The following is a 22,931-nucleotide window of genomic DNA, read 5'->3' as shown; positions in this document are numbered from 1 at the left end:
GTGCGCGTTCCTATACCGTGATTGTCTTGGGACGGCGGCGTTCAAACCAGAACACCACGATCAGACGTGTGACGAAATACGCCGTAAAGACCGACGTGACGATGCCAAGNCCCAGCGTCACCGCGAACCCGCGCACAGGGCCGGAGCCAAGCACAAAGAGGATCGTNGCAATGATGAAGGTGGTGATGTTGGCGTCCAGAATGGCGCTAAGCGCGCGTTCATAGCCAAGGCTGATNGCGCGGGCCGGTCCCTTGGCNGTCTTGAGCTCTTCGCGGATGCGTTCAAAGATCAGCACGTTGGCGTCNACCGCCATACCCACTGTCAGAACGATCCCCGCGATACCGGGCAGGGTCAGCGTGGCACCAATCAGGCTNAGCAAGCCAAAGATCATGCCGACGTTGATGATCAGCGCGATATTGGCGAACAGCCCGAACAGCCCGTAGCTGGCCCACATAAAGAACAGNACCGCGCCAAAGGCGACGCTGGTCGCGATCTTGCCCGCGTCAATGCTGTCTTGACCCAGTTCCGGCCCGATGGTGCGTTCCTCGACAAAGGTCAGCCCCGCAGGCAAGGCCCCTGCCCGCAGCAAGACGGCCAGATTGGTGGATTCCTCGACCGTGAAGTTNCCGGTGATGATGCCTGACCCGCCGGGNATCGCGCTTTGGATGGTGGGGGCGCTGATGACCTCGTCATCCAGCACAATGGCGAAAGGCGCGCCGATGTTCTCTGCCGTGTAGGTGCCGAACTTGCGCGCNCCGGTGGTGTCAAAGCGGAAGCTGACAGCGGGGCGGCCGTTCTGGTCAAAGCTGGGCTGCGCATCGACCAGNTGTTCGCCGGTNACGACGGGCGCGGTTTCGATGATNTAGAAGACACCGGGCGCTTCGGCGTCGGGCAAAAGCGAATTGCCCAGACCCGGTGCCGCGTTTTCATTGGCACCACGGTTCACCACGGGGTTGAACGTCAGCTGCGCGGTGGTCCCGATGATCGCTTTCAGCTCTGCGGCCGACCCGATGCCGGGCACCTGAATAAGGATACGGTCNGNACCCTGACGCTGGATCGTGGGTTCGCGTGTGCCCACCTCGTCGATGCGGCGGCGGATGATTTCCAGCGACTGCTGCATCGTGCGCTCGTCCGTGGCTTGTTTCTCGGCATCGGTCAGCGTGATGGTGATGATGTCATTGGCACCGTTTACCACGATGTCGTTTTGCCCTGTGCCCGTCAGCGACTGCACGGGGCGGGCCAAGGCACGGGTCGCCTCTAAAGCTTGTGCCATGACAGAGGCATCGTTGATGCGCACGCGCAGCTCGCCCTTGGGGGCGTCAACACGGCGGACCGGCGTGATCGAGCGTAACGCATCGCGGACCTCGGGCCAGGCGGCTTCCATCCGGTTGGCGTAAACGTCTTCGACATTCACTTCGGCCAGCAAATGGGCCCCGCCGCGCAGATCGAGGCCAAGGTTGACCAGACGTTCCGGCATCCACTCGGGCCAAAGCGCCTTTTGCGCCTCAAGCTCGGGGGTGGAGCCAGCAACGCTGATCGCCTTGACCGCATCATTGTGCTGTTCGACGGGTCCGTAGAACGCATTGGGCAGCGCCAGCCACAGGCCAGCGGCACAGGTGAGGATGATCAACACCCGTTTCCACAGATCAATCTGAAGCATGGTACTGCCCTTTTCTCGACACGCCCGAAGGGGCGCTTACTTGGCTGGTTCGGTCTTGGAGACGACGGTGGCGATGGTCGATTGCACAACGCGCACTTTGACGTTGTCGGCCAGTTCGACTTCCAGCTCGCCGTCATCTTTGACTTTGACGACTTTGCCGATCAGACCGCCAGCGGTGACCACTTGATCGCCACGACGCAGACCGTCCACCATTGCCTTATGCTCTTTCACCTTCTTTTGCTGAGGGCGGATAAGCAGAAAATACATGATCGCGAAGATCAGGATCAGGGGTACAAATTGCTGAATGGCTTCCATGGAGGTCGTCCTTTGTGTTGGGCGCATGCCGCAAACGGCCTGCCGTCTAAGTTTGGCGGAACCTATGGTCAGACGCGGGGCTTTGCAAGGTGGGTTCCGGGGGGAAATGGCGCTGCCCGGTGTCGCAGCCTGCAATAAGCTGTTTGCGCAAGCATCCAAGGGCCGGATCCCTCCCCGGCGCATCCACATCTGGCACCGCGATCCACAATCGGGCATAACGCGCGCAACGCAGATCATGCGACTCGGACGACAAAGGAACAGCCCATGCACGACATCAAAGCCATCCGTGAAAACCCCGATGCTTTCGACGCCGCCCTCGCACGGCGCGGCGACACCCCTGTAAGCGCGCAGGTACTGGCACTGGACGAGGCACGGCGGGCCAAGATTTCAGCAGCGGAAACGGCGCAGGCCGAGCAGAACAAGGCCTCCAAACTGGTGGGCGCGGCCAAGGCCAAGGGCGACGAGGCCGAATTCGAACGTCTGCGCACATTGGTCAGCGACAAGAAGGCCGAAGTCACCGCCATGCAGGCAGAGGCCAAGGATCTGGACGCGCAGTTGACCGACATGCTGGCGCGCATCCCCAACCTGCCTGCCAATGATGCCCCAGATGGCGCGGACGAGGCTGACAATGTCGAGGTGAACCGCTGGGGCGATGTACCAACGTTTGATTTCAAGGCAAAAGAGCATTTCGAGATCGCCAGTGTCGCGGCGTCGATGGATTTCGAAACCGCCGCAAAAACCTCCGGCGCGCGCTTTGTGATGCTTAAAGGGGCCGTGGCGCGGATTCACCGTGCGCTGGCGCAGTTCATGATCGACACCCATGTGGATGAAAACGGGCTGACCGAACATATGACCCCCGTGCTGGTGCGCGACGAGGCGATGTATGGCACCGACAAGCTGCCCAAGTTCGGCGACGACAGCTATCAGACCACAAACGGCTGGTGGCTGATCCCCACCTCCGAAGTGACGCTGACCTATTCGGTCGCCGGTGACGTGCTCGACGAAGCTGCCCTGCCCCGCCGGATGACCGCCCACACCCTGTGCTTCCGTTCCGAGGCAGGCAGCGCGGGCCGCGACACCTCGGGCATGCTGCGCCAGCACCAGTTCGAGAAGGTCGAGATGGTATCGGTCACCCACCCCGATCAATCGGACGACGAACAAAAGCGGATGCTGCGCTGTGCCGAAGACATGCTGGAACGTCTGGGCGTGCCTTACCGCACCGTGATCCTGTGCACCGGTGACATGGGCTTTGGCGCGCGCCGGACCTTTGACATCGAGGCATGGCTCCCCGGTCAGAACGCCTACCGCGAGATCAGCTCTGTCTCGACCACGGGGGATTTTCAGGCGCGGCGGATGAACGCACGGTTCAAACCCGCAGATGGCGGCAAACCGCAGTTCGTGCACACGTTGAACGGGTCCGGTCTGGCCGTCGGGCGCTGCCTGATCGCGGTGCTGGAAAACGGCCAGCAGGCCGATGGGTCGGTCAGACTGCCCGACGTGCTGGCCCCCTATCTGGGCGGCAAGACCACTTTGGGCGTTGACGGCACGCTCAGCTGATTGAACGCGGGGATCATCGGGCTATCTGAGGCGAGAACCACTTTTCGCAAGGTAGCCCGATGTCCCGTTCCCTTATTGCCCTTCTGACCTTTCTGCTGGCGATCGGCTTTGCCCTGTCGCCTTTTTTTGTCTCCGGCTTCAACGGCTTTTCGCCGGACCAATTCCCCATTCCCCAAGACAACCCGCCGGTGCAGCCTGCGGGCTATGCGTTCTCGATCTGGGGGCTAATCTATGTCTGGCTGATCGTCGGCATGGGCTGGGGCCTGTGGAAACGCCGCGAGGATTACCTTTGGCACGACATGCGTCTGCCGCTCGCGCTGTCGCTGTTTGTGGGCTGTTTCTGGCTTGCCGTGGCCGTAGCAAGCCCCGTCTGGGCGTCGGTGCTGATCTGGGTGATGCTGGTGTCGGCGCTTTACGCGTTGTTCCGCGCCCCGCGTGAGGATCGCGGCTTTGCCGCCCTGCCCGTGGGGCTTTATGCGGGCTGGCTGAGCGCGGCCTCCTGCGTGTCTTTGGGGCTGCTGGCGGCCGGTTATGGCTGGATGAGCGGGCCAACCGCGGGGCTGGTCGTTGTCGGGCTGGCGATTGTGATTGCAGCGGGGGTCCAATCATCGCTGATGCGCGCGCCGACCTATGGGATCGGGGTGATCTGGGCGCTGATCGCTGTGGTGGTGGCGAATGTCGCGACGGCCCCGACCGTTGCTGCGCTGGCCGCGGGGGGCGCCATTGCGTTGATCCTGCCCACCTACCGGTCATGGCGGCGCGGCTAAACGCAAAGAACCGGAGCTTTGAAAACTCCGGTCCCGATTTTTGCAACTTCTAGCGGTCCTTGCGGTGCCCGTCGGTATGTTTGCGCAGCTTCGACGGTTTCGCTTTTTTGCGCCCCTTGTAGGGGTTGGCGTCCGATTGGCCGCGCATCCACAGGCGGATCGGCGTGCCCGGCATGTCAAAGTCCAGCCGTAACCCGTTGACAAGATAGCGGTTATAGCTTTCCGGCACCTTATCGGGGTGGCTACACATGACCACGAACCCCGGCGGGCGGGTCTTGGCTTGGGTCATATAGCGCAACTTGATACGCTTGCCCTGCGGCGCGGGGGGCGGGTGCGCCTCCATCATGCCAGACAGCCAGCGGTTCAGCTGTGCGGTGGTGACACGGCGGTTCCAGACCTCATAGGCGCGCATGATCGCGTTGTGCAAACGGTCCATTCCGCGCCCGGTCTTGGCCGAAACGGTCACCAAAGGCGCGCCCTTGAGCTGCGGCAGAAGCCGTTCAAAGCTTTCGCGCAGGTCTTTCAACTTGCCCTGTTTGTCCGTCTCAAGGTCCCATTTGTTCACCGCAACCACAACGGCGCGGCCTTCGCGTTCGGCCAGATCGGCGATGCGCAGGTCTTGCTGTTCAAAGGGGATATCCGCATCCAGCAGAACCACCACAACCTCGGCGAATTTCACCGCACGCAACCCGTCGCTGACGCTCAGCTTTTCGAGCTTTTCCTGCACCTTCGCGCGTTTACGCATCCCCGCGGTGTCAAAGATCCGCATCGGCACGTCGAACCAGTCGGTTTGCAGCGAAATCGCATCACGGGTGATCCCCGCCTCTGGTCCGGTGAGCAGACGATCCTCGCCCATAATCTGGTTGATCAGGGTGGATTTACCCGCGTTCGGACGCCCGACCACGGCCACCTGCAAGGGCTTGGTCTTGGTGGGGACCGGCATGGGTGCCTCTTCGTCGCCCAGTTCGGCTTCTTCCTCGGTCAGGTCCACATCTGTTTCCGGCGCATCGGTTTGCGCCCGCTCGGCGAAACTGTCGGCGATTGGCATCAGATGGGTGTAGAGGTCGTTCAGCCCCTCGCCGTGTTCGGCAGACAGGCGGATCGGTTCGCCAAGGCCAAGGCTGTAGGCCTCGATCACACCGGCGTCGGCGGCTTTGCCCTCTGCCTTGTTGGCGGCCAGAATGACATGGGCGGATTTCTTGCGCAGGATATCGGCAAAGACCAGATCGGACGGCGTGACACCCACGCGGGCGTCGATCATGAACAGGCAGATGTCCGCCATATCCACGGCACGTTCGGTCAGGCGGCGCATCCGGCCCTGCAAACTGTCGTCGGTGACTTCTTCAAGTCCGGCGGTATCCACCACGGTGAATCGCAGGTCGGCAAGCCGCGCCGCGCCTTCGCGCAGATCGCGCGTCACACCGGGCTGATCATCGACCAACGCCAGCTTTTTACCGACCAGACGGTTGAACAGCGTGGATTTCCCGACGTTGGGACGGCCCACAATGGCGAGGGTGAAAGACATGGAACGGCTCCGAAGACTAGGTCAAGCCCGCCGCTTAGCCTATTTGCGGCCTAACGGAAAGCGTGCAATTGCCCTTTCGCGGATACGACGTACAGAACGCCCCCCGCCACGACCGGCGCAGTGGTCGCCCCGCCGGGGATCGTCACCTGTGCAACCAGCGCGCCATTGGTGGGGTCAAAGCTGCGCAGCGTGCCATCACTAGAGGCCACGATCACGCGGCCGCCGGCAAGGATGGGGCCGTAGTTGCCAAAGACCTCGGACTGGCGCTTGGGCTTGTCCTTGACGAAATTCGGCAGCGGTGTGCCCCAGATGCGGGTGCCGGTGCTGGCATCCAGACGCACCAGCTCGTTCAGGTCGGTCACGACAAAGACGCTATCGCCTGCGGGCCAGACGGGGCCGATCGCGCCTTCGCGCGCGGTCCACTGGCGTTCGCCGCCGCCAAGGCTCAGTGCTGCCAGACGACCCGACTGGTTGCCCACGTAAACGGTATCGCCAGAGATCACCGGCGCGCTTGTCACGTCAGAGATATTGGCCAGCGCGCGCCCCGGACGTTTGCCCACGACGGACGTGTTCCAACGATCCAGCCCGCCCTGACGGAAGAGCCCTTGCACCTCGCCCGAGCCAAAGGCCAGCACGGCGATCTGCGACCCCACGGCGGGGGCCGGTGCGCCAAGCACATTGTTGATGCTGCTGGTCGATCCGGTCTGCCATTGCACGCGGCCGTTGGATTTGTTCAGCGCCCAGCCGGTATCGTCGCCGGAGGTGAAATAGACCATATCGCCAAAGACTGTCGGGGCCCCCGATCCGGTGCCATCGATATCCTGCGTCCAGCGTGTGCCGCCACTGTCGACATCCAGCGCCGTGACCGACCCGAAGCCGAGCGAAACGTAGACTGTGTTGCCATCGACGGCTAAGCCGCCGCCCGTCGCATCGCCCTGCCCGTCGCTTTGCGGCGTCAGGTCACGGGTCCAGAGGGTCGCCCCCGATGTGGCAGAGGTCGCGGTGACCGTCGCGCCGGAATCGATGGTGAACACACGCCCGCCCGACACGACAGGCGTCGCGGTGATGCGTTGCTTGCGGCTGTCGCCCTTCCCGATAGAGGCGGACCACGCAAGCTGCGGGGCCGCACCAAGCGCGGGGTGGCTGACGCGGGTGCTTGGCGTGCCGGGGCTTTGCGACCAGCTTGCGTTGGTGCTTGCCGCGGGCAGTGAAATCGCGCGTGTTGTATTGGCTGGCACCGGCGCATCGGCGGGGGCTGCAAAGCCGTCGCTGCCTTGCAGGACCGATCGCACATCCTCGCGCACGCCGGGCAGGATCACCTCTGGTTCGGCGCAGGCCGACAGCAGCAGCGATGCCACCACCGCCCCCATCCCAAGTGAGGCACGGCGCGTCGACGTGGGTTTCAAGGAGATGCTGTGGAGAATGGTCATGGCCCTGCTCGCTTTGCTCTTTAAGTCCGTGTCACCTGAAGGGTTCAGGCAGGATTAGTTATTGTCTGCATCCAGCGCCGGCACGGTGTCCGTTTGCGGCGCTGGGGCTGCGGTACCCATTTGCGGATCCCCCCCCAAGGCGACAATCACCTGAAGGGCGCGTTGTTGCAAGTCCGAGGTCACATCCGCGTCGTTCAGGATACCCTGATAGCGTTCTATCGCCGCCTCGGGGGCGTCTTCTTCGATGTCGATCATGGCCAGTTGTTCTTGCGCCAGCAAGCGCAGGCTGCTGCCGGGCTGCGCCAGATTTTCCAACGCCAGACGGCGTTCATTGGCGGGCATATCCGATCCTTGCAGGGTAATCGCCTTGAACTGGGCGATTTCGCGGTAGATCGCGGGCACATCCGCATCCAGCCCGACGCCGTTCAAGGTGGCGACGGCGGCGTCGGTCTCGCCTGCTTCGGCTTGTTCTGCCGCTGTCAGCAAGCCCAGCATGGCACCGGCGCGGGGGTTTGTGGCCTCGATTTTTTCAAAGGCGGCAGCGCGGGCGGCTGTGTCTTCAGCGGAAAGCGCTGCAAACATCGCGTCGCCAAGGGTTTCCGCCTCTGCGCGGGCCTGCGCTTTCTGGTATTCGTTCCACGCGGCCCCACCGACCAGCAGGATCACGGCCAGCACCGCAATCCAGCCATAGCGCTTGAGCATAAAGTAGAACCGGTCGCGGCGGACCTCTTCGTTTACTTCGTCGATGAAACTGTCTGTATCGCTCATGTGGTACCCGTCCCGCCTGATTTAACGCCCCTCTTAACCTGCGGCTGCGGGGCTGCCAAGGGCTTGGCTGCACAGCAAGTGACCCCCGCGTTGTTCACAAGGTCGCATGTCGCAAGTTTTTTCAATAGTGAACTATGCAGTTCAGTTTTATTCGCTTAAGCATTTGGCCCTATAGCATACGACATATTGCGGTGCCGCAACGCCCGCGTTTCACTGAACCGAGGCCCGAATGCGCATCTTCCCCCTTCTGGCGGCCATCGCCGTTTCCGCCCTGATGTATATGGCAATTTTCGAACGTGACGCCCTGTTGGGGCTGGCACAGGGGGCCGCGCAACCTCCGGCGCCTGCGGTGGATGCCGACAGCACCGATACCGCGTCCCCGTCCGATGTGGCAGAGCCCGCCCGCGTGAAGGTCGTGGTGCAGCGCAGCGCGGCGGCTCCGCTCGCCTCTGCCGTGATCGTGCGCGGTCAGACCACGGCGGCGCGGCAGGTGGCAGTCAAGGCGGAAACCTCTGCCGTTGTGGTATCGGCCCCGCTGCGCAAGGGCGCGACCGTGAACGCGGGCGATGTGCTGTGCGAGCTGGACCCCGGCACCCGTGGCGCGCAACAGGCAGAGGCGCAGGCCCGCCGCGACGAAGCACAATCCCGCGTCCCGGAGGCACAGGCCCGCGTGGCCGAGGCGCAGGCCCGTCTGGATGAAACCCTGATCAAGCTGAACGCGGCACAAAAACTGGGCGAAGGCGGGTTTTCGTCGCAGACCACGCTGGCCACCGCCGAAGCAGCTGTCGCCGCCGCGCGCGCCGCACTCAGCTCTGCCGAGGCGGGGCTGAATGCGGCACATTCCGGCATTGAGGCTGCGGAGGCCGCCGTTGCCAGCACACAGGCCGAGATTGACCGGCTGACCCTCACCGCGCCGTTCGAAGGGCTGCTGGAAAGCGACACCGCAGAGCTTGGCAGCCTGCTGCAAACCGGATCGCTTTGTGCGCAGGTGATCCAGCTTGACCCGATCAAACTGGTGGGCTTTGTGCCAGAGACCGAGGTTGACCGCGTCAGCCTTGGCGCGCAGGCGCAGGCGCGGCTGGCCGCGGGCGACCGCGAGATCGCGGGCACCGTCACCTTTATCTCGCGCGCCTCCGATCCGACGACGCGCACCTTTCAGGTGGAAATCGAGGTGCCCAACCCCGATCTGAGCATCCGCGACGGCCAGACCGCCGAAATCGCCATCGCCTCGGCCGGGGTCGAGGCGCATCTGCTGCCGCAATCGGCCCTGACGCTGAATGATGACGGCACCCTTGGCCTGCGTCTGATCGACGCCGAGAACACCGTAAGTTTCGCCGCAGTCACGCTCGTGCGCGACACGCCCGAAGGCATCTGGGTCACCGGCCTGCCTGAACAGGCAGATGTCATCGTTCTGGGACAGGAATATGTCACCGCTGGCGTGACCGTGACCCCGACCTTCCGCGACGAGGCCCCGGAATGAGCGGCATCGTCGATTGGGCCGCGGGCCGTGCCCGTATGGTCATGGCGTTTATCCTGCTGAGCCTCGTGGTAGGGGGCTATGCCTATTCCACCCTGCCCAAAGAGGGCGAGCCCGACATCGAGATTCCGGCGCTTTTCGTCTCGGTCCAGTTTCCGGGCATCTCTGCCGCGGATAGCGAAACCCTGCTGGTCAAACCAATGGAGACTGAGCTTTCCGATCTGGACGGGCTGAAGACCATGACCGGCACCGCCGCCGAAAACTACGCCGGTGTCGCGCTGGAGTTCGAATTCGGCTGGGACAAATCCAAGATCATGGCCGACGTGCGCGACGCGATGAGCACGGCGGAATCCAAATTCCCCGAAGGCTACGAGAAATATTCGATCACAGAGATCAACTTTTCCGAATTCCCCATCATCATCGTCAACCTGACCGGCCCCGTGCCCGAACGTACCATGGCCCGCGTCGCGCGTGATCTGCAAGACGCGCTGGAAGGCGTGGATGCGGTGCTTGAAGCAGGGTTGGCGGGCAATCGTGACGAGATGCTTGAGGTGCTGATCGATCCCTTGCGGCTGGAAGCCTATGACGTGACCGCGGGCGAGCTGATCAATGTGGTGCAGAATAACAACCAGTTGATTGCCGCGGGCGAAGTGCAATCGGATCAGGGCAGTTTCTCGGTCAAGATTCCGTCCTCCTTTGATGAACCGCGCGATGTCTATGCGCTGCCGGTCAAGACCAACGGCGACCGCGTGGTGACACTGGGCGATCTGGCGACCATCAACCTGACCTTTGAAGACCGCGAAGGCACCGCGCGGTTCAACGGGGAAAAGACGCTGGCGCTGCAGGTGGTCAAACGCAAGGGCTATAACCTGATCGACACCTCCACCCAGGTGAAAGAGATCGTCGCCGCCCAAAGCGCCGCCTGGCCAGAAGGGCTGAAAGCCGCTGTCACGCTTGGCACCTCGAACGACCAAAGCCGCATTGTCGACAGTATGGTGCAGCAGCTTCTGGGGTCGGTCTTTACCGCGATCGCGCTGGTGATGATCGTGGTGCTTGCCGCCCTTGGGATCCGTGCGGCCCTACTTGTGGGCTTTGCGATTCCCACGTCGTTCCTGCTGTGTTTTGCCTTTCTCGCGCTGATGGGGATTTCCATCTCGAACATCGTGATGTTCGGGCTGATCCTTGCGGTGGGGATGCTGGTGGATGGCGCGATTGTTGTGGTGGAATATGCCGACGCGCGCCAGCAACAGGGCGAAGGCCCCATGGCCGCCTATGTCGAGGCCGCCAAACGCATGTTCTGGCCCATCATCTCGTCCACCGCGACCACGCTTTGCGCGTTCCTGCCCATGTTGTTCTGGCCCGGCGTCCCGGGGGAGTTCATGGGCATGTTGCCGGTCACGCTGATCTTTGTGCTTTCCGCCTCGCTGGTGGTGGCGCTGATCTATCTGCCCGTCATGGGCGGCGTCACCGGACGGCTGGAACGCTGGATGGCGCAGAATATGACTGCCATCGCCAAGTTGCGGTTCTATCTGCATCTGCTGCTCTTTCCCATTGTCGCCGCGATGATCGCCCTGCCGCTGGCGCTGATGCAACCGCTGTTTGCCGTGATCTCGGCGCAGTTCGCGGGCATGGACGGGCTGGATATCCTTGGCTCGGTCATTCCGGTCTTTGCCGTGGTCTTTATCTGCATCGCAGTACTCTGCGCGCTGGTGGCGGTGGCGATGTCAGGCGTGATTTTGGGGCTGACCAGCTTTTTCGCGCTGTTCACCCGCATGGGGCGCGGGGGCCGCTGGGTCACATCGCGGCTGTTCCGCAAAGAGCCCACCGTGATCAAGGCGGGCTACCGTCGATCAGCCTTCGGGCGGCTCATTGCCTTTATCGCGGGCAATCCGGTGATGCCGCTGGTGGTCGCGGGGGTCGTCTTTGTCTTTGTCGGCACCACGATGATCTTCTTTGGCAACAACAGCAAAGGCGTGGAATTCTTTGTCGAATCCGAACCCGAGCAAGCGATCGTCTATGTGCTGGCAAGGGGCAACCTGTCGCTGGCGGAAAAAGACGCGATCATGCAGCAGGCGGAGGCGATCGTGCTGGCGCACCCCGGTGTCTCTACCGCCTTTGCCTTTGCTGGTGAAGGCGGGCTCGACAGCAATACCGGCGGGGCGCAGGCCCCCAAGGACAGCATCGGTCAGGTGCAGCTTGAAACCATCCCGTGGGAAGACCGCGCCCTGCGCCCGGAACTGGACGGTGACATCGTGATCGCAGAGCTCACCGAAGCGCTGAGCGCGATCCCCGGCATCAAGATCGAAATCCTTGCAGAGGCGCGCGGCCCTGCGTCGGGCAAGCCGGTGCATCTGCGTCTGAAATCCGACAGTTTCACCGATCTGATCGCCGCGACGGCACAGGCCCGCGATACCTTCGAGAAAACCCCCGGCCTGACCCTGATCGAAGACACCCGCCCCCTGCCCGGCATCGACTGGCAGATCGACGTGGATGTCGCCAAGGCGGGGCAATACGGGGCTGATGTGGTCACCGTCGGCGCGATGGTACAGCTGGTCACCCGCGGGCTGCTGCTGGACACGATGCGGGTCGACAGTTCGGACGAAGAGATCGAGATCAGGGTGCGCCTGCCGCAAGAAGACCGTGTGCTCAGCACGCTGGACACGCTGAAGGTGCGCACGGTGGATGGGCTGGTGCCGCTGTCGAACTTCATCACCCGCACCCCCGTGCCCAAGCTGGCAGAGATCAACCGGATCGACCAGAAACGCTATCTTGATGTGAAGGCCGATGTCTTCCCCGGGCTGGTCAAACTGGTGCGCACGGTGGATGCCTCCCAAGGCACCGCGCAAACGGGCACAGAACAGGCGGGCACGGCACAGGCGGACACAGAACAGGCGGGCGAGACGACAATCACCCTCGCTACGATGCGCCCGGCGGGGGACGCGGGCGATATCACGGGGCCCGAGGGCGCGGCCTTCAAGATCACCAACCGGACCAATGCCGCCCAAGGCGTCGATCTGCAAGAAGAGCTGGACAATGGCGCCCTGCGCATGATCCCGATCAATGCCAACGAACGGATTGCGGAGCTGACCAAATGGCTGGAAACCCGGCCCCTGCCCGCGGGCGTCAGCTATGAATGGACCGGCGATCAAGAGGATCAGGCCGAAAGTCAGGCGTTCTTGTCCTCGGCCTTTACCGCGGCACTGGGGTTGATGTTCATCATCCTGCTGGCGCAGTTCAACAGCATCTACAACTCGGTGCTGGTGCTGCTGGCGGTGGTGCTATCGACCACGGGCGTGCTGATTGGCATGTTGGTGATGGATCAGACGTTTTCGATCATCATGACGGGCACGGGGATCGTGGCGCTGGCGGGGATTGTGGTGAACAATAACATCATCCTGATCGATACCTATCAGGAGTTCAGCCAGTACATGCCGCGGATCGAGGCGATCATTCGCACGGCGCAGGCCCGTATCCGCCCCGTTTTGCTGACCACCATCACCACGATGGCAGGGCTTGCGCCGATGATGTTCGGGCTGAGCCTCGACTTTGCCAATGGCGGCTACACCATCGACAGCCCTACAGCGCTGTGGTGGAAACAGCTGGCAACGGCGGTGGTCTTTGGTCTGGGCATCGCGACGGTGCTGACGCTGCTGGTCACCCCGTCACTGTTGGCGATCCGCGTGTGGGCCACCACCTATGCCCGCTGGATCGCGCGGCTGCTTGCCAAAATGTCGCTGGGGCGCGCCAGCAAATCCGCGCAGGACTGGGCGCTGGCGCGTGATGCACGCAGGCTGCAAACAACCGTGATCCAGTGGGAGGACACCGGACCGCCGGCCCATACCCCACCGGCGGAATGACCCTTAGGCCGCGGCGGGCATCTGGTCGGCCGCCGCGGCCTCCTGCTGCTGGCGCAGCTTGGGCATGGTAAAGATCACCAGCCCCAATGCGGCCACACCACAAAGCGCAATGCTCACCACCATGGGCACGGCGGTGCCGTCAAAGAACGGCGTCGTCGCAGCGATGCAAAAGGCCCCCGTCAGCATTGTCAGGCTTCCGCTGAGCGAGGACGCCATACCCGCGCGCCGCCCATGCGCATCAAGTGCCGCGACCATCGCCGAAGGCACAACGACCCCCAGAAAGGAATAGGCCAGAAACAGCCCGATCAGCAGCACCGGCAGCGTGCCGAAACCGGCCAGCACAACGCCCGTCAACAGCGCAGAGCAGACGGCAAAGCCGGTGACACCGCGCCCGATCAGCGTGGCGAGCCCCCACATATCGGCCAGACGCCCCGCCGCCTGTGTGGCGATAAAGAACCCCACCGCGTTAAAGGCGAAGGCCAGCGAGAACTCGGTCGGGGTCAGCCCGAATTGACCGGTGTAGACGAAGGACGCGCTGGAGATGAACAAGAAAAAGCTCGCCATGCCGAAACCCGCAATAAAGGTCAGGCCGACGAACACCGGATCGCGGAACAGGATACCACAGCTGTGCGACAGCTCGCGCAGATTGACCTTGCGGCGTTTGTCCGCGGTCAGCGTCTCGGGCAGCGCGATCTGCGCCATCGTCAACGTCGCCGCCGCAAGGATCGCAAGGGCGAGGAAAATCTCGCGCCAGCTGCCAAAGCTGACCACCGCGCTGCCCGCCAAGGGCGCCAGCATGGGCGAGACCGAGATCACCAGCATGATCGACGACATCAACCGCGTCGCCTGCGCACCGGTGTACATATCGCGCACGATGGCACGGGGAATGACCATCACCGTCGCCCCGCCGATGCCCTGCACCAGACGCCCCAGCACCAGCGTCTCGATGTCGGGGGCGACAGCACAGATCACCGCGCCGACGCAGAAAATGCTCATCCCGATGGCAAGGGTCTTTTTACGCCCGATCTGGTCGGACAGTGGCCCATAGACCAGCTGCGACACGCCGTAGGCGAGGAAATAGGCGACCAGTGTGATCTGGGCCGCCGAGACAGAGACATCCAGCGCCTCTTCGATCGCGGGCAAGGCAGGCAGATACATGTCGATGGCAAAAGGACCTGTCACACAGATAGAGCCAAGAATAATGGCGGTACGGAACATTCCGGCAGGCATGGGTAGTCCTTCAAATTTATGGGCAAGGCTGTGGGGGTGCCGCGCGTCGTGGCGCTCGGCCAGCGCTGAGCTAGCACATATGCCCCCGACGGCAAGAATGCACCATGTTGTTTGTATGCATATACCGGCAATTCACTGCTTGTTGATCGAATTTTGCTCGTTTATGGGGCAAGACGTACTAGGTTCCAGAGGGAAGCCGTGGCCTGCGGGCCGCGCAAACCAAAGGAGAGACCTCATGATCCGCAAGACACTCGCCGCGACAACGCTCGCTCTAACGACACTGGCCGCCCTGCCCGCCGCCGCCGACATCATCACCAAGAAGAGCCCCCATTCCGTGCCCGACACAATCGACCGTCTGGAAACTGCCGTGACCGAAGCCGGTGCCACGGTCTTTGCCCGCGTGGACCATGCCGAAGGGGCGACCAAAGTGGATATGGAGCTGCGCCCGACCACGCTGCTGATCTTTGGCAATCCCAAGCTGGGCACGCCTGCAATGCTGGACGGTCAGACCGCCGGTCTGGACCTGCCCATGCGCGTGCTGGCCTATGCCGATGACAGCGGCATGGTGCATGTCAGCTACCACGACCCCGCCACATTGGCCGCAGACCACGGGTTGCCCGATGACGCGGAGTATCTGACCAAAATGACCGGCGCGCTGGACAAGCTCACCGACAAGGCCATCGCGGAGGAATAACCCCCGCGCCGACCGAACCTTGGCGGCGCCAGCTATTCGCCCTCGGATTGCTGGCGTTGCCACAGTTGCGCGTAACGCCCGTTGCGTGCCAGCAGATCGTCATGGGTGCCCTGTTCTACCACCTCGCCCTGCTCCAGCACGACGATACGGTCCGCCTCGGCCACGGTGGACAGGCGGTGCGCGATGGTCAGCACCGTGCGCCCCTTGCCCGCCTGACGCAGGGCATCCTGAATCTCGTGCTCCGTCTCGCTATCCAGCGCGCTTGTGGCTTCGTCCAGCAGCAGGATCGGCGGGTTTTTCAGCAGGGTCCGCGCGATACCGACACGCTGCTTTTCCCCCCCCGACAGTTTCAGCCCGCGTTCACCAACAGCGGTTTCATACCCGTGGGGCAAACGCTGGATAAAGTCGTGGATCTGCGCCGATTTTGCTGCCGCTTCGATGTCTTCTTGCGTGGCGTTATCGCGGCCATAGGCAATATTATAGCCGATGGTATCGTTAAACAGCACGGTATCCTGAGGCACCACGCCAATCGCGCGGTGCAGACTGTCTTGGGTCACATCGCGCACATCTTGCCCGTCCACACGCACGGCACCGCCTTGCACATCATAGAACCGGAACAGCAAACGCCCGATGGTGGATTTCCCCGATCCGGTAGAGCCGACAATCGCCACCATCTCTCCCGGGGCGGCTTCGATCGACACGCCCTTGAGGATCTCTCGGTCGTCGTCATAGCCAAAGCGCACGTTGTCCAGCGTGACACGCCCACCCGAGACGTGCAGCGCAGGGCCATCAGGCTTGTCCGAGATTTCGGCCGGTTGATCGAGCAGCGTGAACATCTGCCCCATATCGACCAGCGCCTGACGGATTTCGCGATAGACGGTGCCAAGGAAGTTCAGCGGTACGGTCAACTGCACCATATAGGCGTTGACCATAACGAAATCCCCCACGGTAAGATCACCGTTCTGCACCCCGATGGCGGCCAGGATCATCACGCCGACCAACCCGCAGGTGATCAACAGCGACTGGCCGAAGTTCAGGAAGGCAAGCGAGTAGTTCGTCTTGATCGCCGCCTCTTCATAGCCCGCCATCGCCGCGTCATAACGCTGCGCCTCGCGCTGTTCGGCGACGAAATACTTGACGGTTTCATAATTCAGCAGGCTGTCGATGGCCTTTTGGTTGGCATCTGTGTCGCGGTCGTTCATCTGGCGGCGCAGCTTCACGCGCCACTCGGTCACCGCGAAGGTAAACCAGACGTAAAGCCCGATGGTGACCGTCACGATCAGCAGATACCACGCGTCNAACAGCACGGTCAGGATGATGCCGACCAGCAGCAGCTCCAGAATCAGCGGCCCGATNGANAAGAGCAAGAAGCGCAGCAGGAATTCGACNCCCTTGACCCCGCGTTCNATGATCCGGCTCAGCCCGCCGGTCTTGCGCGTGATGTGATAGCGCATCGACAGCTTGTGAATATGCTCGAACGTCTCCAGCGCAAGCATCCGCAGGGCGCGCTGGCCGACACGGGCAAAGACCGCGTCGCGCAGCTGTTGAAAGCCCACGTTCATCGCGCGGGCCATACCATAGGCAATCGTCAGCCCCACCGCGCCAAGCGCCAGAAACGGCACGCCCTCATTCGCGAGNGCATCCACCGCGTCTTTGTAAAGTACGGGAATAACAACAGAAATCANCTTGGACACCACCANGAAGATCAGNGCCCAGACCACGCGTTTCTTGACCCAAGGCATATCGTCGGGCCANAGGTANGGNGCCACNTTGCGCAGGACAAGCAGGTTCGACTGCCGCTCTGCAGCTTGGGCGATCTCCTCTTCTGTCATGGGATATTGGGTGGCGGGTTTGGGCTGGCTGGCAGTGCGCGGGCTATCGGCTGACATGAACGATCCTGTGTGGTTGCCCCTTACATAGGGCCGTCAGCCGGATCATGCCAGTGCAGCAGTTTCATCTGNCNGCATAGCCGCTCNTCAATCNGGCAGATCAAAGACCTGACCGGGGTAGATCAGATCGGGATCGCGGATTGATGAGCGGTTGGCGGCAAAGACGCGCACATAGAGCGTCGGGTCGCCGTAACGTTCGCGGGCGATGGCCCAAAGCGTGGCCCCTTCCTGCACGGTCACCGCCTTGATNGGGCCGTCGTTGTCTGCGGTGGCACGGGCCAGCACCTCGGGGGATTCACGTTTGAACGGGGTTTCCACGCGGCTGATCACNTCGCCGCCCTGATCCAGCTCATCCACGCGCAGGGTGTAGATGCCGGTCTTGATATCCTCGATATCGCCGCGCCAACGGCCTTGGGGGTCNACCTCAAGCGCGCCNACNCTGCGGTTGTCCAGATAGACNCGCACGGANGACGCCTGCGCCTGTGCGCGCCCCGCNAGCCGGACCTCNCCCTCATCGGAATAGGTGATCGTGTCGAGCGCGATGCGGTCGGTCACCTCGGGCGCGGTGCCGGGCAGTAATTCCACACCATCGGCGTCGGATTTCAACAGGGCGACGGGGGTATCAGCAGACGGGGGCGCGGGATCGGGCTGCGGCGCCACGGCGGCGACNTCGGTCATCTCGGGGGNGCTGTCNTCGGGTGCTTCNCCCAGCGGTTCCACGACCGGAGCGGAGGCCGTTTCAGGGGCCGTGTCGTCGGGCGTGGCCTCTGATGTGGCACCGATGGATACGTCTGCCGGTGCCGCCAGTGCCACCTGTGCCACGGCAGGTGCGGTGATCGGGGCCAAGATGACTTCCTCGACCGAGGCGACGGGGCCTGTTTCTGCATCCGCGCTCAGGCTCAGGATCTTGCCGCTGCCGTCGGGCGGCAAAATGGCAAGCGTGGCGAANTTGCCAGAGCGGTCGGCCTGCGCGCTGGCGACCTCTGCCCCGTTNCTNATGACGCTGACGCGGGCCCCTGGTGCTGCGCGGCCTGCGATCACGGTCATCCCGTCCCCCTCGCGGCGCACCTCGTCAAAGCTGGGGGTNGCGGGCGANGCNGCAGGNNCAGGCGTTTGCNGCGCAGGGGGAACNGTGGCGGCGGCCNTGGTGTCTTGGGGTGCGGTNGCGGTCTGCGCGGGGGGCTGGGNCGCGGGTTTCGGNTGGGCGGCGGTGTCTTTCGCCGTATCCGGCACGACGGGANCCGCATCTTGCGACCAGATATATCCCGCAACGGCAACCGCCACGACCAGCGCGGCGCCCGCAAACTGAGCACNCCGCGTTTGAAACACCGACATCCCGTTCATCCCTTTGAACTTCCCCACATTGAGGACTTGTACCAAGCAGGCTATCACGGGTCAAAATGCAGCTGCATGCCATGTGCATATTCGCAAAAAGGACCCCCGTTTATGATCCAGAAATCCGTATGTGTTTACTGCGGCTCACGCCCCGGTGATGNCCCCGAATATACCGCACAAGCCGACGCTTTGGGCCGCGCTTTGGCCCAGAACGACTGGCGGCTGGTCTATGGCGCGGGGGACGTGGGGCTGATGGGCACCGTTGCACGCGCGGCACAAACGGCGGGCGGCACGACCTTTGGCGTGATCCCCGATCATCTGGTGAAATGGGAGGTCGGAAAGACCGATCTGACCACCTATGTCGTGACCGAAACCATGCATGAACGCAAAAAGGTGATGTTCATGAATTGCGATGCCGTGGTGGTCCTGCCCGGCGGTGCCGGATCACTGGACGAGCTGTTCGAAGTGCTGACCTGGCGCCAGTTGGGGCTACATCAGAAACCGGTAATNCTATTGAATACAAATGGTTACTGGNATCCCCTNACAGCGCTTCTGGATCATGTCGTCGCCNGNGGCTTTGCCGAAGAAAGCCTGCTTGGCTATGTNGATACGGTCGATGACGTTGNCGGCGCGCTGGACNTTCTGCGCCGCAGCCTGACCGCGTAAAGNNANGNACGGCAGNNCGCGCGGNNGTGCAGAAAACGCCTGCGCGGCAACGGGTTGATCGGCGGCGAAGCAGGATCAGGAGTGCTATAGGCGGTAGGTGAAAACNGCCNACGCCATNCNCCCTGTTCGCCGNNAGCANGCGCGATACAGCAAAGGGCACCCANNTTTGGATGCCCTTTCAAATCACCGCCCTGCGGCAACCCNAATACCTATAGATCCGGCCGCATNNCCAGANTTCNACTGTTGCTATGCGGCCACATCCTCACGCTGTTTCAAGCGTCGATTTCACGATATTCTCNATCTCTTCGATGGGGTGGTTCGTCAGCGTCTTGGGGATTTCGCCCACGACTTTGTCTGCGACCTCTTTGTGCATCTCGTGACGCAACTCACCCAGAGTGTTCGGCGGTGCGACCAGAATGATCTTGTCGAANNTGCCCTTATGCGCCTGTTTGTACAGGATATCCGCCAGNTCGCTGGCAAAGCGGTCCTTGGACAGCTGGTGCCAGTCGGTGTCGTCCACAGCCGAGCGGTGCACAGACGGGCCATCGTTGAAGCGTCCACGACGATTGGCGGCCTGATCGCGGTTCGGCGGGTTNTCCTGCTCTTCCTCGCGGAAGACCTGCAGGAACGGATCCTCTCCGTCGGTTTCATTCACCATGAACAGCGCTTTTTCACCGTCTGCGATCAGCACCCANGTGCCATTTTCAATCTTGGTCATGCGTCTTCTCCGTGGTTGCGTTTGTCTTCGCCAGTGACGCGGGTGTCAGCGCCGGGTTTGTCGACCACCTGTTTCTCTTCGTCTTGNGTGCCGACATCGCGTTGCAGCCCCCCGCCCGAGCGGCCCTGATGGTCAATATCATCGGCNTCGCTGATGTATTTGTCGGTTTCCTTGACGCCGTCCTNCGATCTGTGACGCTCTGCCATCGTGGTCTCCTTCTCATCTTGTGGGTTCACAGGNAAAACGNCCCANTCACGCCCGNGGTTCCACAAGAAAAGGCCCCACAGCGGAATGCTGCAGGGCCTTTCACATAANTATTTCAACAGGTTGGCGNGATGCCTTAACCNATCATATCGCGATTACATGCGCGATGCGACGTTGTCCCAGTTGACCAGATTGTCGAGGAAGTTCGACAGGTAGTCGGGGCGCGCGTTGCGGAAATCGATGTAGTAGGAGTGTTCCCAAACGTCGCAGCCCAGCAGTGCGGTCTGACCAAAGCAGACNGGGTTCACGCCGTTTTCGGTCTTGGTCACTTTCAGGCCACCGTCGGTGTCCTTGACCAGCCACGCCCAACCGGAGCCGAACTGACCGCCNCCGGCTGCNTTGAATTCATCCTTGAACTTNTCGACAGAGCCAAAGCTTTCGGTGATCGCTTTTTCCAGCTCGGACGGCATTTTGCTGTCTTCGGGGGACATCATTTCCCAGAACTGGTTGTGGTTCCACAGCTGGCTGATGTTGTTGAAGATACCGCTTTGCGCAACCGCGTCAGGGTTGTAGGTGCCCTTGATGATTTCCTCGAGGGTCTTGCCTTCCCACTCGGTGCCTTCAATGGCTTTGTTGCCGTTGGTCACATAGGCNTTGTGGTGCTTATCGTGGTGATATTCCAGCGTTTCCTTGGACATACCTTTGGATGCAAGCGCATCGTGGGCATAGGGNAGATCAGGAAGAGTAAAAGCCATGAGAAAAGCCTCCGTTATTGAATTGCGTCTGGGTCACATGAAGCCCGTNCCGTCATAAGGTCAAGTGCTGATCGACCCGCAAGGGGGAAACCGGCACNGCNGACGGGGCGCTTCTATCGTCACCCNCTTAAGGGTAAAACGGCTGGCTGGGGCGAATGTTCCCGCCAGTCTGCCGCCCTGCCCCTGACCAGCGGCTTACCGCGCNGTGCTATAATATTCGGGGGCGGACCCGGCCTGTGCCGCGGTTTTGAGCAGATCAAACACATATTGCGCGACCGAGCGGAAGCAAACCAGACGGAAGCTGTCGCCGTCCTCGATCCAGAACGCCGCCGGCACCTGCGCCAGCCGCGTGCGGCGGATCATGCCGGGGGTGAAACTGTCTGGCGACAGATCCACNGGGGCGAGCTTGGCCAGCACATCGCGGCTGTGCGCCCCGCTGATGCGAAACACCGCCCGCGCNTCGGATACATTGACCGCCAGCGTGTGATTGCTNCCAAAGCATTTGGTCAGCATGTCGATGGTGTCGCTGACCTGATCNTAGGGGCAGAGCAACAACAGNTCGTCCGGTGACATCCACGCGACACCGCGATCCCCGTTGATCTGGACNCTGCGNGTNTCGGGAAGGCCCAGGCCGACGGCCTTTTTCAGCGCTTTCTTCATATAGCCCGCCCCCAGATCCCCGCGAACAGAGATCATGCCAATCGGGTCCATCAGGGTGACCTCGGCAATGCCGCCGGTGAATTCCGCCGCTTTCAATGCGCTTACCGCCTCAGACATTTTGCTTGGCCCCTTCTTTGTCATAGAACACCGGATCGACGATTTTCGCCTGATAGGTCTTGCCGTCGGTCCCGGGGAAATCGAGCACCTCGCCCATGCGGTCCGGCCCGTTCAGGACCAGCCCCATCGCGATCCCCTTNCCCAAGGTCGGCGAATGATAGGTCGAGGTGACGCGCCCGATCATATTGCGCTGNCCGTTCTCGTTCTCGCCCTCGCCTACGGCATAGGCCCCGTCCGGCAGGGTGCTGCCGTCGGTGGTTTCCAGACCGACCAGCTTCCACCGCGTCGGGTCCACCATATGGGACCGCTGCTGCGCGCGCTTGCCCAGATAGTCATCCTTCTTTTTCGAGATCGCCCAGTTCAACCCCAGATCCTGCGGGATCACAGTACCGTCGGTTTCGTCGCCGATCATGATAAAGCCCTTTTCGGCGCGCAGGATGTGCAGACATTCCGTACCATAGGGCATCACGCCCAGATCATTGCCCGCCACCATCAGCGCATCCCAGAAGGCCTGTCCCTGCCCTGCATCCACCGCGATCTCGTAGCTCAGCTCGCCCGAGAAAGAGATCCGGTAAACGCGGCACTTGAAGCCCCCCAGCGTGCCGTCCGCCCACTCCATGAAGGCCAACGCGTCCTTGCTGACATCCATGCCACCCAGCTTTTCCAGACATTTGCGTGCGTTGGGGCCGACCACGGCGATCTGCGCATATTGCTCGGTGACATTGGCGACATAGACGTTGAAATCCCACCACTCGGTCTGGAGCCATTCTTCCATATGCTGGTGGATGCTTTCCGCGCCGCCCGTCGTTGTATGGCACAAGAAGGTGTCGTCATCGATCCGCGCAACGACACCATCGTCGATCAGGAACCCGTTTTCCGAGCACATCAGGCCATAGCGGCATTTACCCGGTTTCAGCGTGCTCATCATATTGGTGTAAAGCATATCGAGGAAACGCCCCGCGTCCGGTCCCTTGACGATGATCTTGCCAAGGGTGGAGGCATCAAGCATCCCCAGTTTGCTGCGCGTGTTGGTGACCTCGCGCATCACCGCGTCATGGGTGGTTTCGCCCTTGCGCGGATAGGCATAGGGGCGTCGCCATTGGCCGACGGGCTCCAATTCGGCGCCGTTCACTTCGTGCCAATCATGCAGCGGGGTGCGGCGGATCGGCTGAAAAACATCGCCACGCGCCTCGCCTGCGATCGCGCCCATCGAAATCGGGTGGTACGGCGGGCGGAAGGTGGTGGTCCCAACGGCGGGAATATCCGCATCCATCGCGCCCGCCAGCGTTGCCAGCCCGTTGATATTG

General features: G+C 62.2%; 17 protein-coding genes. 6 read left to right on the top strand and 11 right to left on the bottom strand.

Going from position 1 to position 22,931, the window contains the following annotated elements; translation table 11 throughout:
• Window positions 1-10: 10 nt before the first annotated feature.
• A complete protein-coding gene (gene secD / locus CBB63_RS15215; RefSeq protein ID WP_286699743.1) occupies window positions 11-1,660 on the bottom strand; it encodes a protein translocase subunit SecD in 1,650 nt (549 codons plus the stop codon).
• A 36-nt stretch (window positions 1,661-1,696) separates the two neighbouring features.
• Window positions 1,697-1,975 carry a preprotein translocase subunit YajC gene (gene yajC, locus CBB63_RS15210; RefSeq protein WP_005852640.1) on the bottom strand — a complete coding sequence of 93 codons (279 nt, stop codon included), beginning with the start codon at window positions 1,973-1,975 and terminating at the stop codon, window positions 1,697-1,699.
• Between the two features lie 264 nt (window positions 1,976-2,239).
• On the opposite strand from yajC, the gene serS reads away from it, so the two are divergent.
• Together serS and CBB63_RS15200 are read left to right on the top strand one after the other, a co-directional pair.
• Window positions 2,240-3,532, top strand: coding sequence for a serine--tRNA ligase (gene serS / locus CBB63_RS15205; RefSeq protein ID WP_286699742.1), 1,293 nt, complete (start codon window positions 2,240-2,242; stop codon window positions 3,530-3,532).
• Window positions 3,533-3,591: 59 nt separating this feature from the next.
• Window positions 3,592-4,299 (top strand): TspO-related membrane protein, encoded by a 708-nt coding sequence (locus tag CBB63_RS15200; RefSeq protein WP_286699741.1) that lies wholly within the window; start codon window positions 3,592-3,594, stop codon window positions 4,297-4,299.
• 49 nt (window positions 4,300-4,348) lie between these two features.
• Here the strand turns inward: CBB63_RS15200 and der are convergent, their stop codons facing one another.
• Genes der through CBB63_RS15185 form a run of 3 tightly spaced genes read right to left on the bottom strand, consistent with a single transcriptional unit; the run spans window position 4,349 to window position 8,022 of the window.
• Window positions 4,349-5,824, bottom strand: a complete 1,476-nt coding sequence (der, locus tag CBB63_RS15195) for a ribosome biogenesis GTPase Der (protein WP_197145648.1) — start codon at window positions 5,822-5,824, stop codon at window positions 4,349-4,351.
• Between the two features lie 50 nt (window positions 5,825-5,874).
• Window positions 5,875-7,254: a PQQ-like beta-propeller repeat protein gene (locus CBB63_RS15190; RefSeq protein WP_474177778.1), complete on the bottom strand. Its 1,380-nt coding sequence runs from the start codon at window positions 7,252-7,254 to the stop codon at window positions 5,875-5,877.
• Between the two features lie 54 nt (window positions 7,255-7,308).
• A complete protein-coding gene (locus CBB63_RS15185; RefSeq protein ID WP_286699740.1) occupies window positions 7,309-8,022 on the bottom strand; it encodes a tetratricopeptide repeat protein in 714 nt (237 codons plus the stop codon).
• A gap of 229 nt (window positions 8,023-8,251) precedes the next feature.
• On the opposite strand from CBB63_RS15185, the gene CBB63_RS15180 reads away from it, so the two are divergent.
• Window positions 8,252-9,502: an efflux RND transporter periplasmic adaptor subunit gene (locus CBB63_RS15180; protein WP_286699739.1), complete on the top strand. Its 1,251-nt coding sequence runs from the start codon at window positions 8,252-8,254 to the stop codon at window positions 9,500-9,502.
• Complete coding sequence (locus tag CBB63_RS15175) at window positions 9,499-13,356, top strand: efflux RND transporter permease subunit (RefSeq protein ID WP_286699738.1); 3,858 nt, start codon at window positions 9,499-9,501, stop codon at window positions 13,354-13,356. The genes CBB63_RS15180 and CBB63_RS15175 overlap by 4 nt, the downstream gene beginning before the upstream one ends.
• Window positions 13,357-13,359: 3 nt before the next feature.
• Here CBB63_RS15175 and CBB63_RS15170 read toward each other — a convergent pair whose 3' ends face one another.
• Window positions 13,360-14,586, bottom strand: a complete 1,227-nt coding sequence (locus CBB63_RS15170) for a multidrug effflux MFS transporter (protein WP_286699737.1) — start codon at window positions 14,584-14,586, stop codon at window positions 13,360-13,362.
• A 235-nt stretch (window positions 14,587-14,821) separates the two neighbouring features.
• Between CBB63_RS15170 and CBB63_RS15165 the strand changes: the two genes are divergently transcribed.
• Window positions 14,822-15,280 carry a DUF302 domain-containing protein gene (locus tag CBB63_RS15165; protein WP_009826646.1) on the top strand — a complete coding sequence of 153 codons (459 nt, stop codon included), beginning with the start codon at window positions 14,822-14,824 and terminating at the stop codon, window positions 15,278-15,280.
• A gap of 32 nt (window positions 15,281-15,312) precedes the next feature.
• On the opposite strand, the gene CBB63_RS15160 is transcribed toward CBB63_RS15165, so the two are convergent.
• Complete coding sequence (locus CBB63_RS15160; protein ID WP_286699753.1) at window positions 15,313-17,112, bottom strand: ABCB family ABC transporter ATP-binding protein/permease; 1,800 nt, start codon at window positions 17,110-17,112, stop codon at window positions 15,313-15,315.
• A gap of 1,503 nt (window positions 17,113-18,615) precedes the next feature.
• On the opposite strand from CBB63_RS15160, the gene CBB63_RS15150 reads away from it, so the two are divergent.
• Window positions 18,616-19,170 (top strand): LOG family protein, encoded by a 555-nt coding sequence (locus CBB63_RS15150; protein WP_286699735.1) that lies wholly within the window; start codon window positions 18,616-18,618, stop codon window positions 19,168-19,170.
• Between the two features lie 262 nt (window positions 19,171-19,432).
• On the opposite strand, the gene CBB63_RS15145 is transcribed toward CBB63_RS15150, so the two are convergent.
• From CBB63_RS15145 to CBB63_RS15125, 4 genes are all read right to left on the bottom strand, one after another.
• The gene (locus tag CBB63_RS15145) at window positions 19,433-19,888 is read right to left on the bottom strand and encodes a host attachment family protein (protein ID WP_286699734.1); all 456 of its coding nucleotides are present in this window, start codon (window positions 19,886-19,888) and stop codon (window positions 19,433-19,435) included.
• Window positions 19,889-20,247: 359 nt separating this feature from the next.
• Window positions 20,248-20,847, bottom strand: a complete 600-nt coding sequence (locus tag CBB63_RS15135) for a superoxide dismutase (RefSeq protein WP_286699732.1) — start codon at window positions 20,845-20,847, stop codon at window positions 20,248-20,250.
• A gap of 195 nt (window positions 20,848-21,042) precedes the next feature.
• On the bottom strand, window positions 21,043-21,624 hold the full coding sequence (locus CBB63_RS15130; protein ID WP_286699731.1) for a sarcosine oxidase subunit gamma: 582 nt from the start codon (window positions 21,622-21,624) through the stop codon (window positions 21,043-21,045).
• The coding region (locus tag CBB63_RS15125; protein WP_286699730.1) for a glycine cleavage T C-terminal barrel domain-containing protein at window positions 21,617-22,931 on the bottom strand (1,315 nt) is incomplete at its 5' end. The genes CBB63_RS15130 and CBB63_RS15125, both read right to left, overlap by 8 nt.

This window comes from Sulfitobacter sp. TMED3 (assembly GCF_002167505.1).
Lineage (GTDB): Bacteria > Pseudomonadota > Alphaproteobacteria > Rhodobacterales > Rhodobacteraceae > Sulfitobacter > Sulfitobacter pontiacus.
Note: the sequence above shows the minus strand (reverse complement) of the source record. Positions and strands in the feature narration are given on the sequence as shown.

What these genes read in the sequence shown, in the direction of transcription:
- CBB63_RS15175 (WP_286699738.1), top strand. Translation starts at nt 9,499, where the DNA reads ATGAGCGGCATCGTCGATTGGGCCGCGGGCCGTGCCCGTATGGTCATG.
- CBB63_RS15190 (WP_474177778.1), bottom strand. Translation starts at nt 7,254, where the DNA reads ATGACCATTCTCCACAGCATCTCCTTGAAACCCACGTCGACGCGCCGT.
- CBB63_RS15170 (WP_286699737.1), bottom strand. Translation starts at nt 14,586, where the DNA reads ATGCCTGCCGGAATGTTCCGTACCGCCATTATTCTTGGCTCTATCTGT.
- CBB63_RS15165 (WP_009826646.1), top strand. Translation starts at nt 14,822, where the DNA reads ATGATCCGCAAGACACTCGCCGCGACAACGCTCGCTCTAACGACACTG.
- der (WP_197145648.1), bottom strand. Translation starts at nt 5,824, where the DNA reads ATGTCTTTCACCCTCGCCATTGTGGGCCGTCCCAACGTCGGGAAATCC.
- yajC (WP_005852640.1), bottom strand. Translation starts at nt 1,975, where the DNA reads ATGGAAGCCATTCAGCAATTTGTACCCCTGATCCTGATCTTCGCGATC.
- CBB63_RS15185 (WP_286699740.1), bottom strand. Translation starts at nt 8,022, where the DNA reads ATGAGCGATACAGACAGTTTCATCGACGAAGTAAACGAAGAGGTCCGC.
- CBB63_RS15180 (WP_286699739.1), top strand. Translation starts at nt 8,252, where the DNA reads ATGCGCATCTTCCCCCTTCTGGCGGCCATCGCCGTTTCCGCCCTGATG.
- serS (WP_286699742.1), top strand. Translation starts at nt 2,240, where the DNA reads ATGCACGACATCAAAGCCATCCGTGAAAACCCCGATGCTTTCGACGCC.
- CBB63_RS15200 (WP_286699741.1), top strand. Translation starts at nt 3,592, where the DNA reads ATGTCCCGTTCCCTTATTGCCCTTCTGACCTTTCTGCTGGCGATCGGC.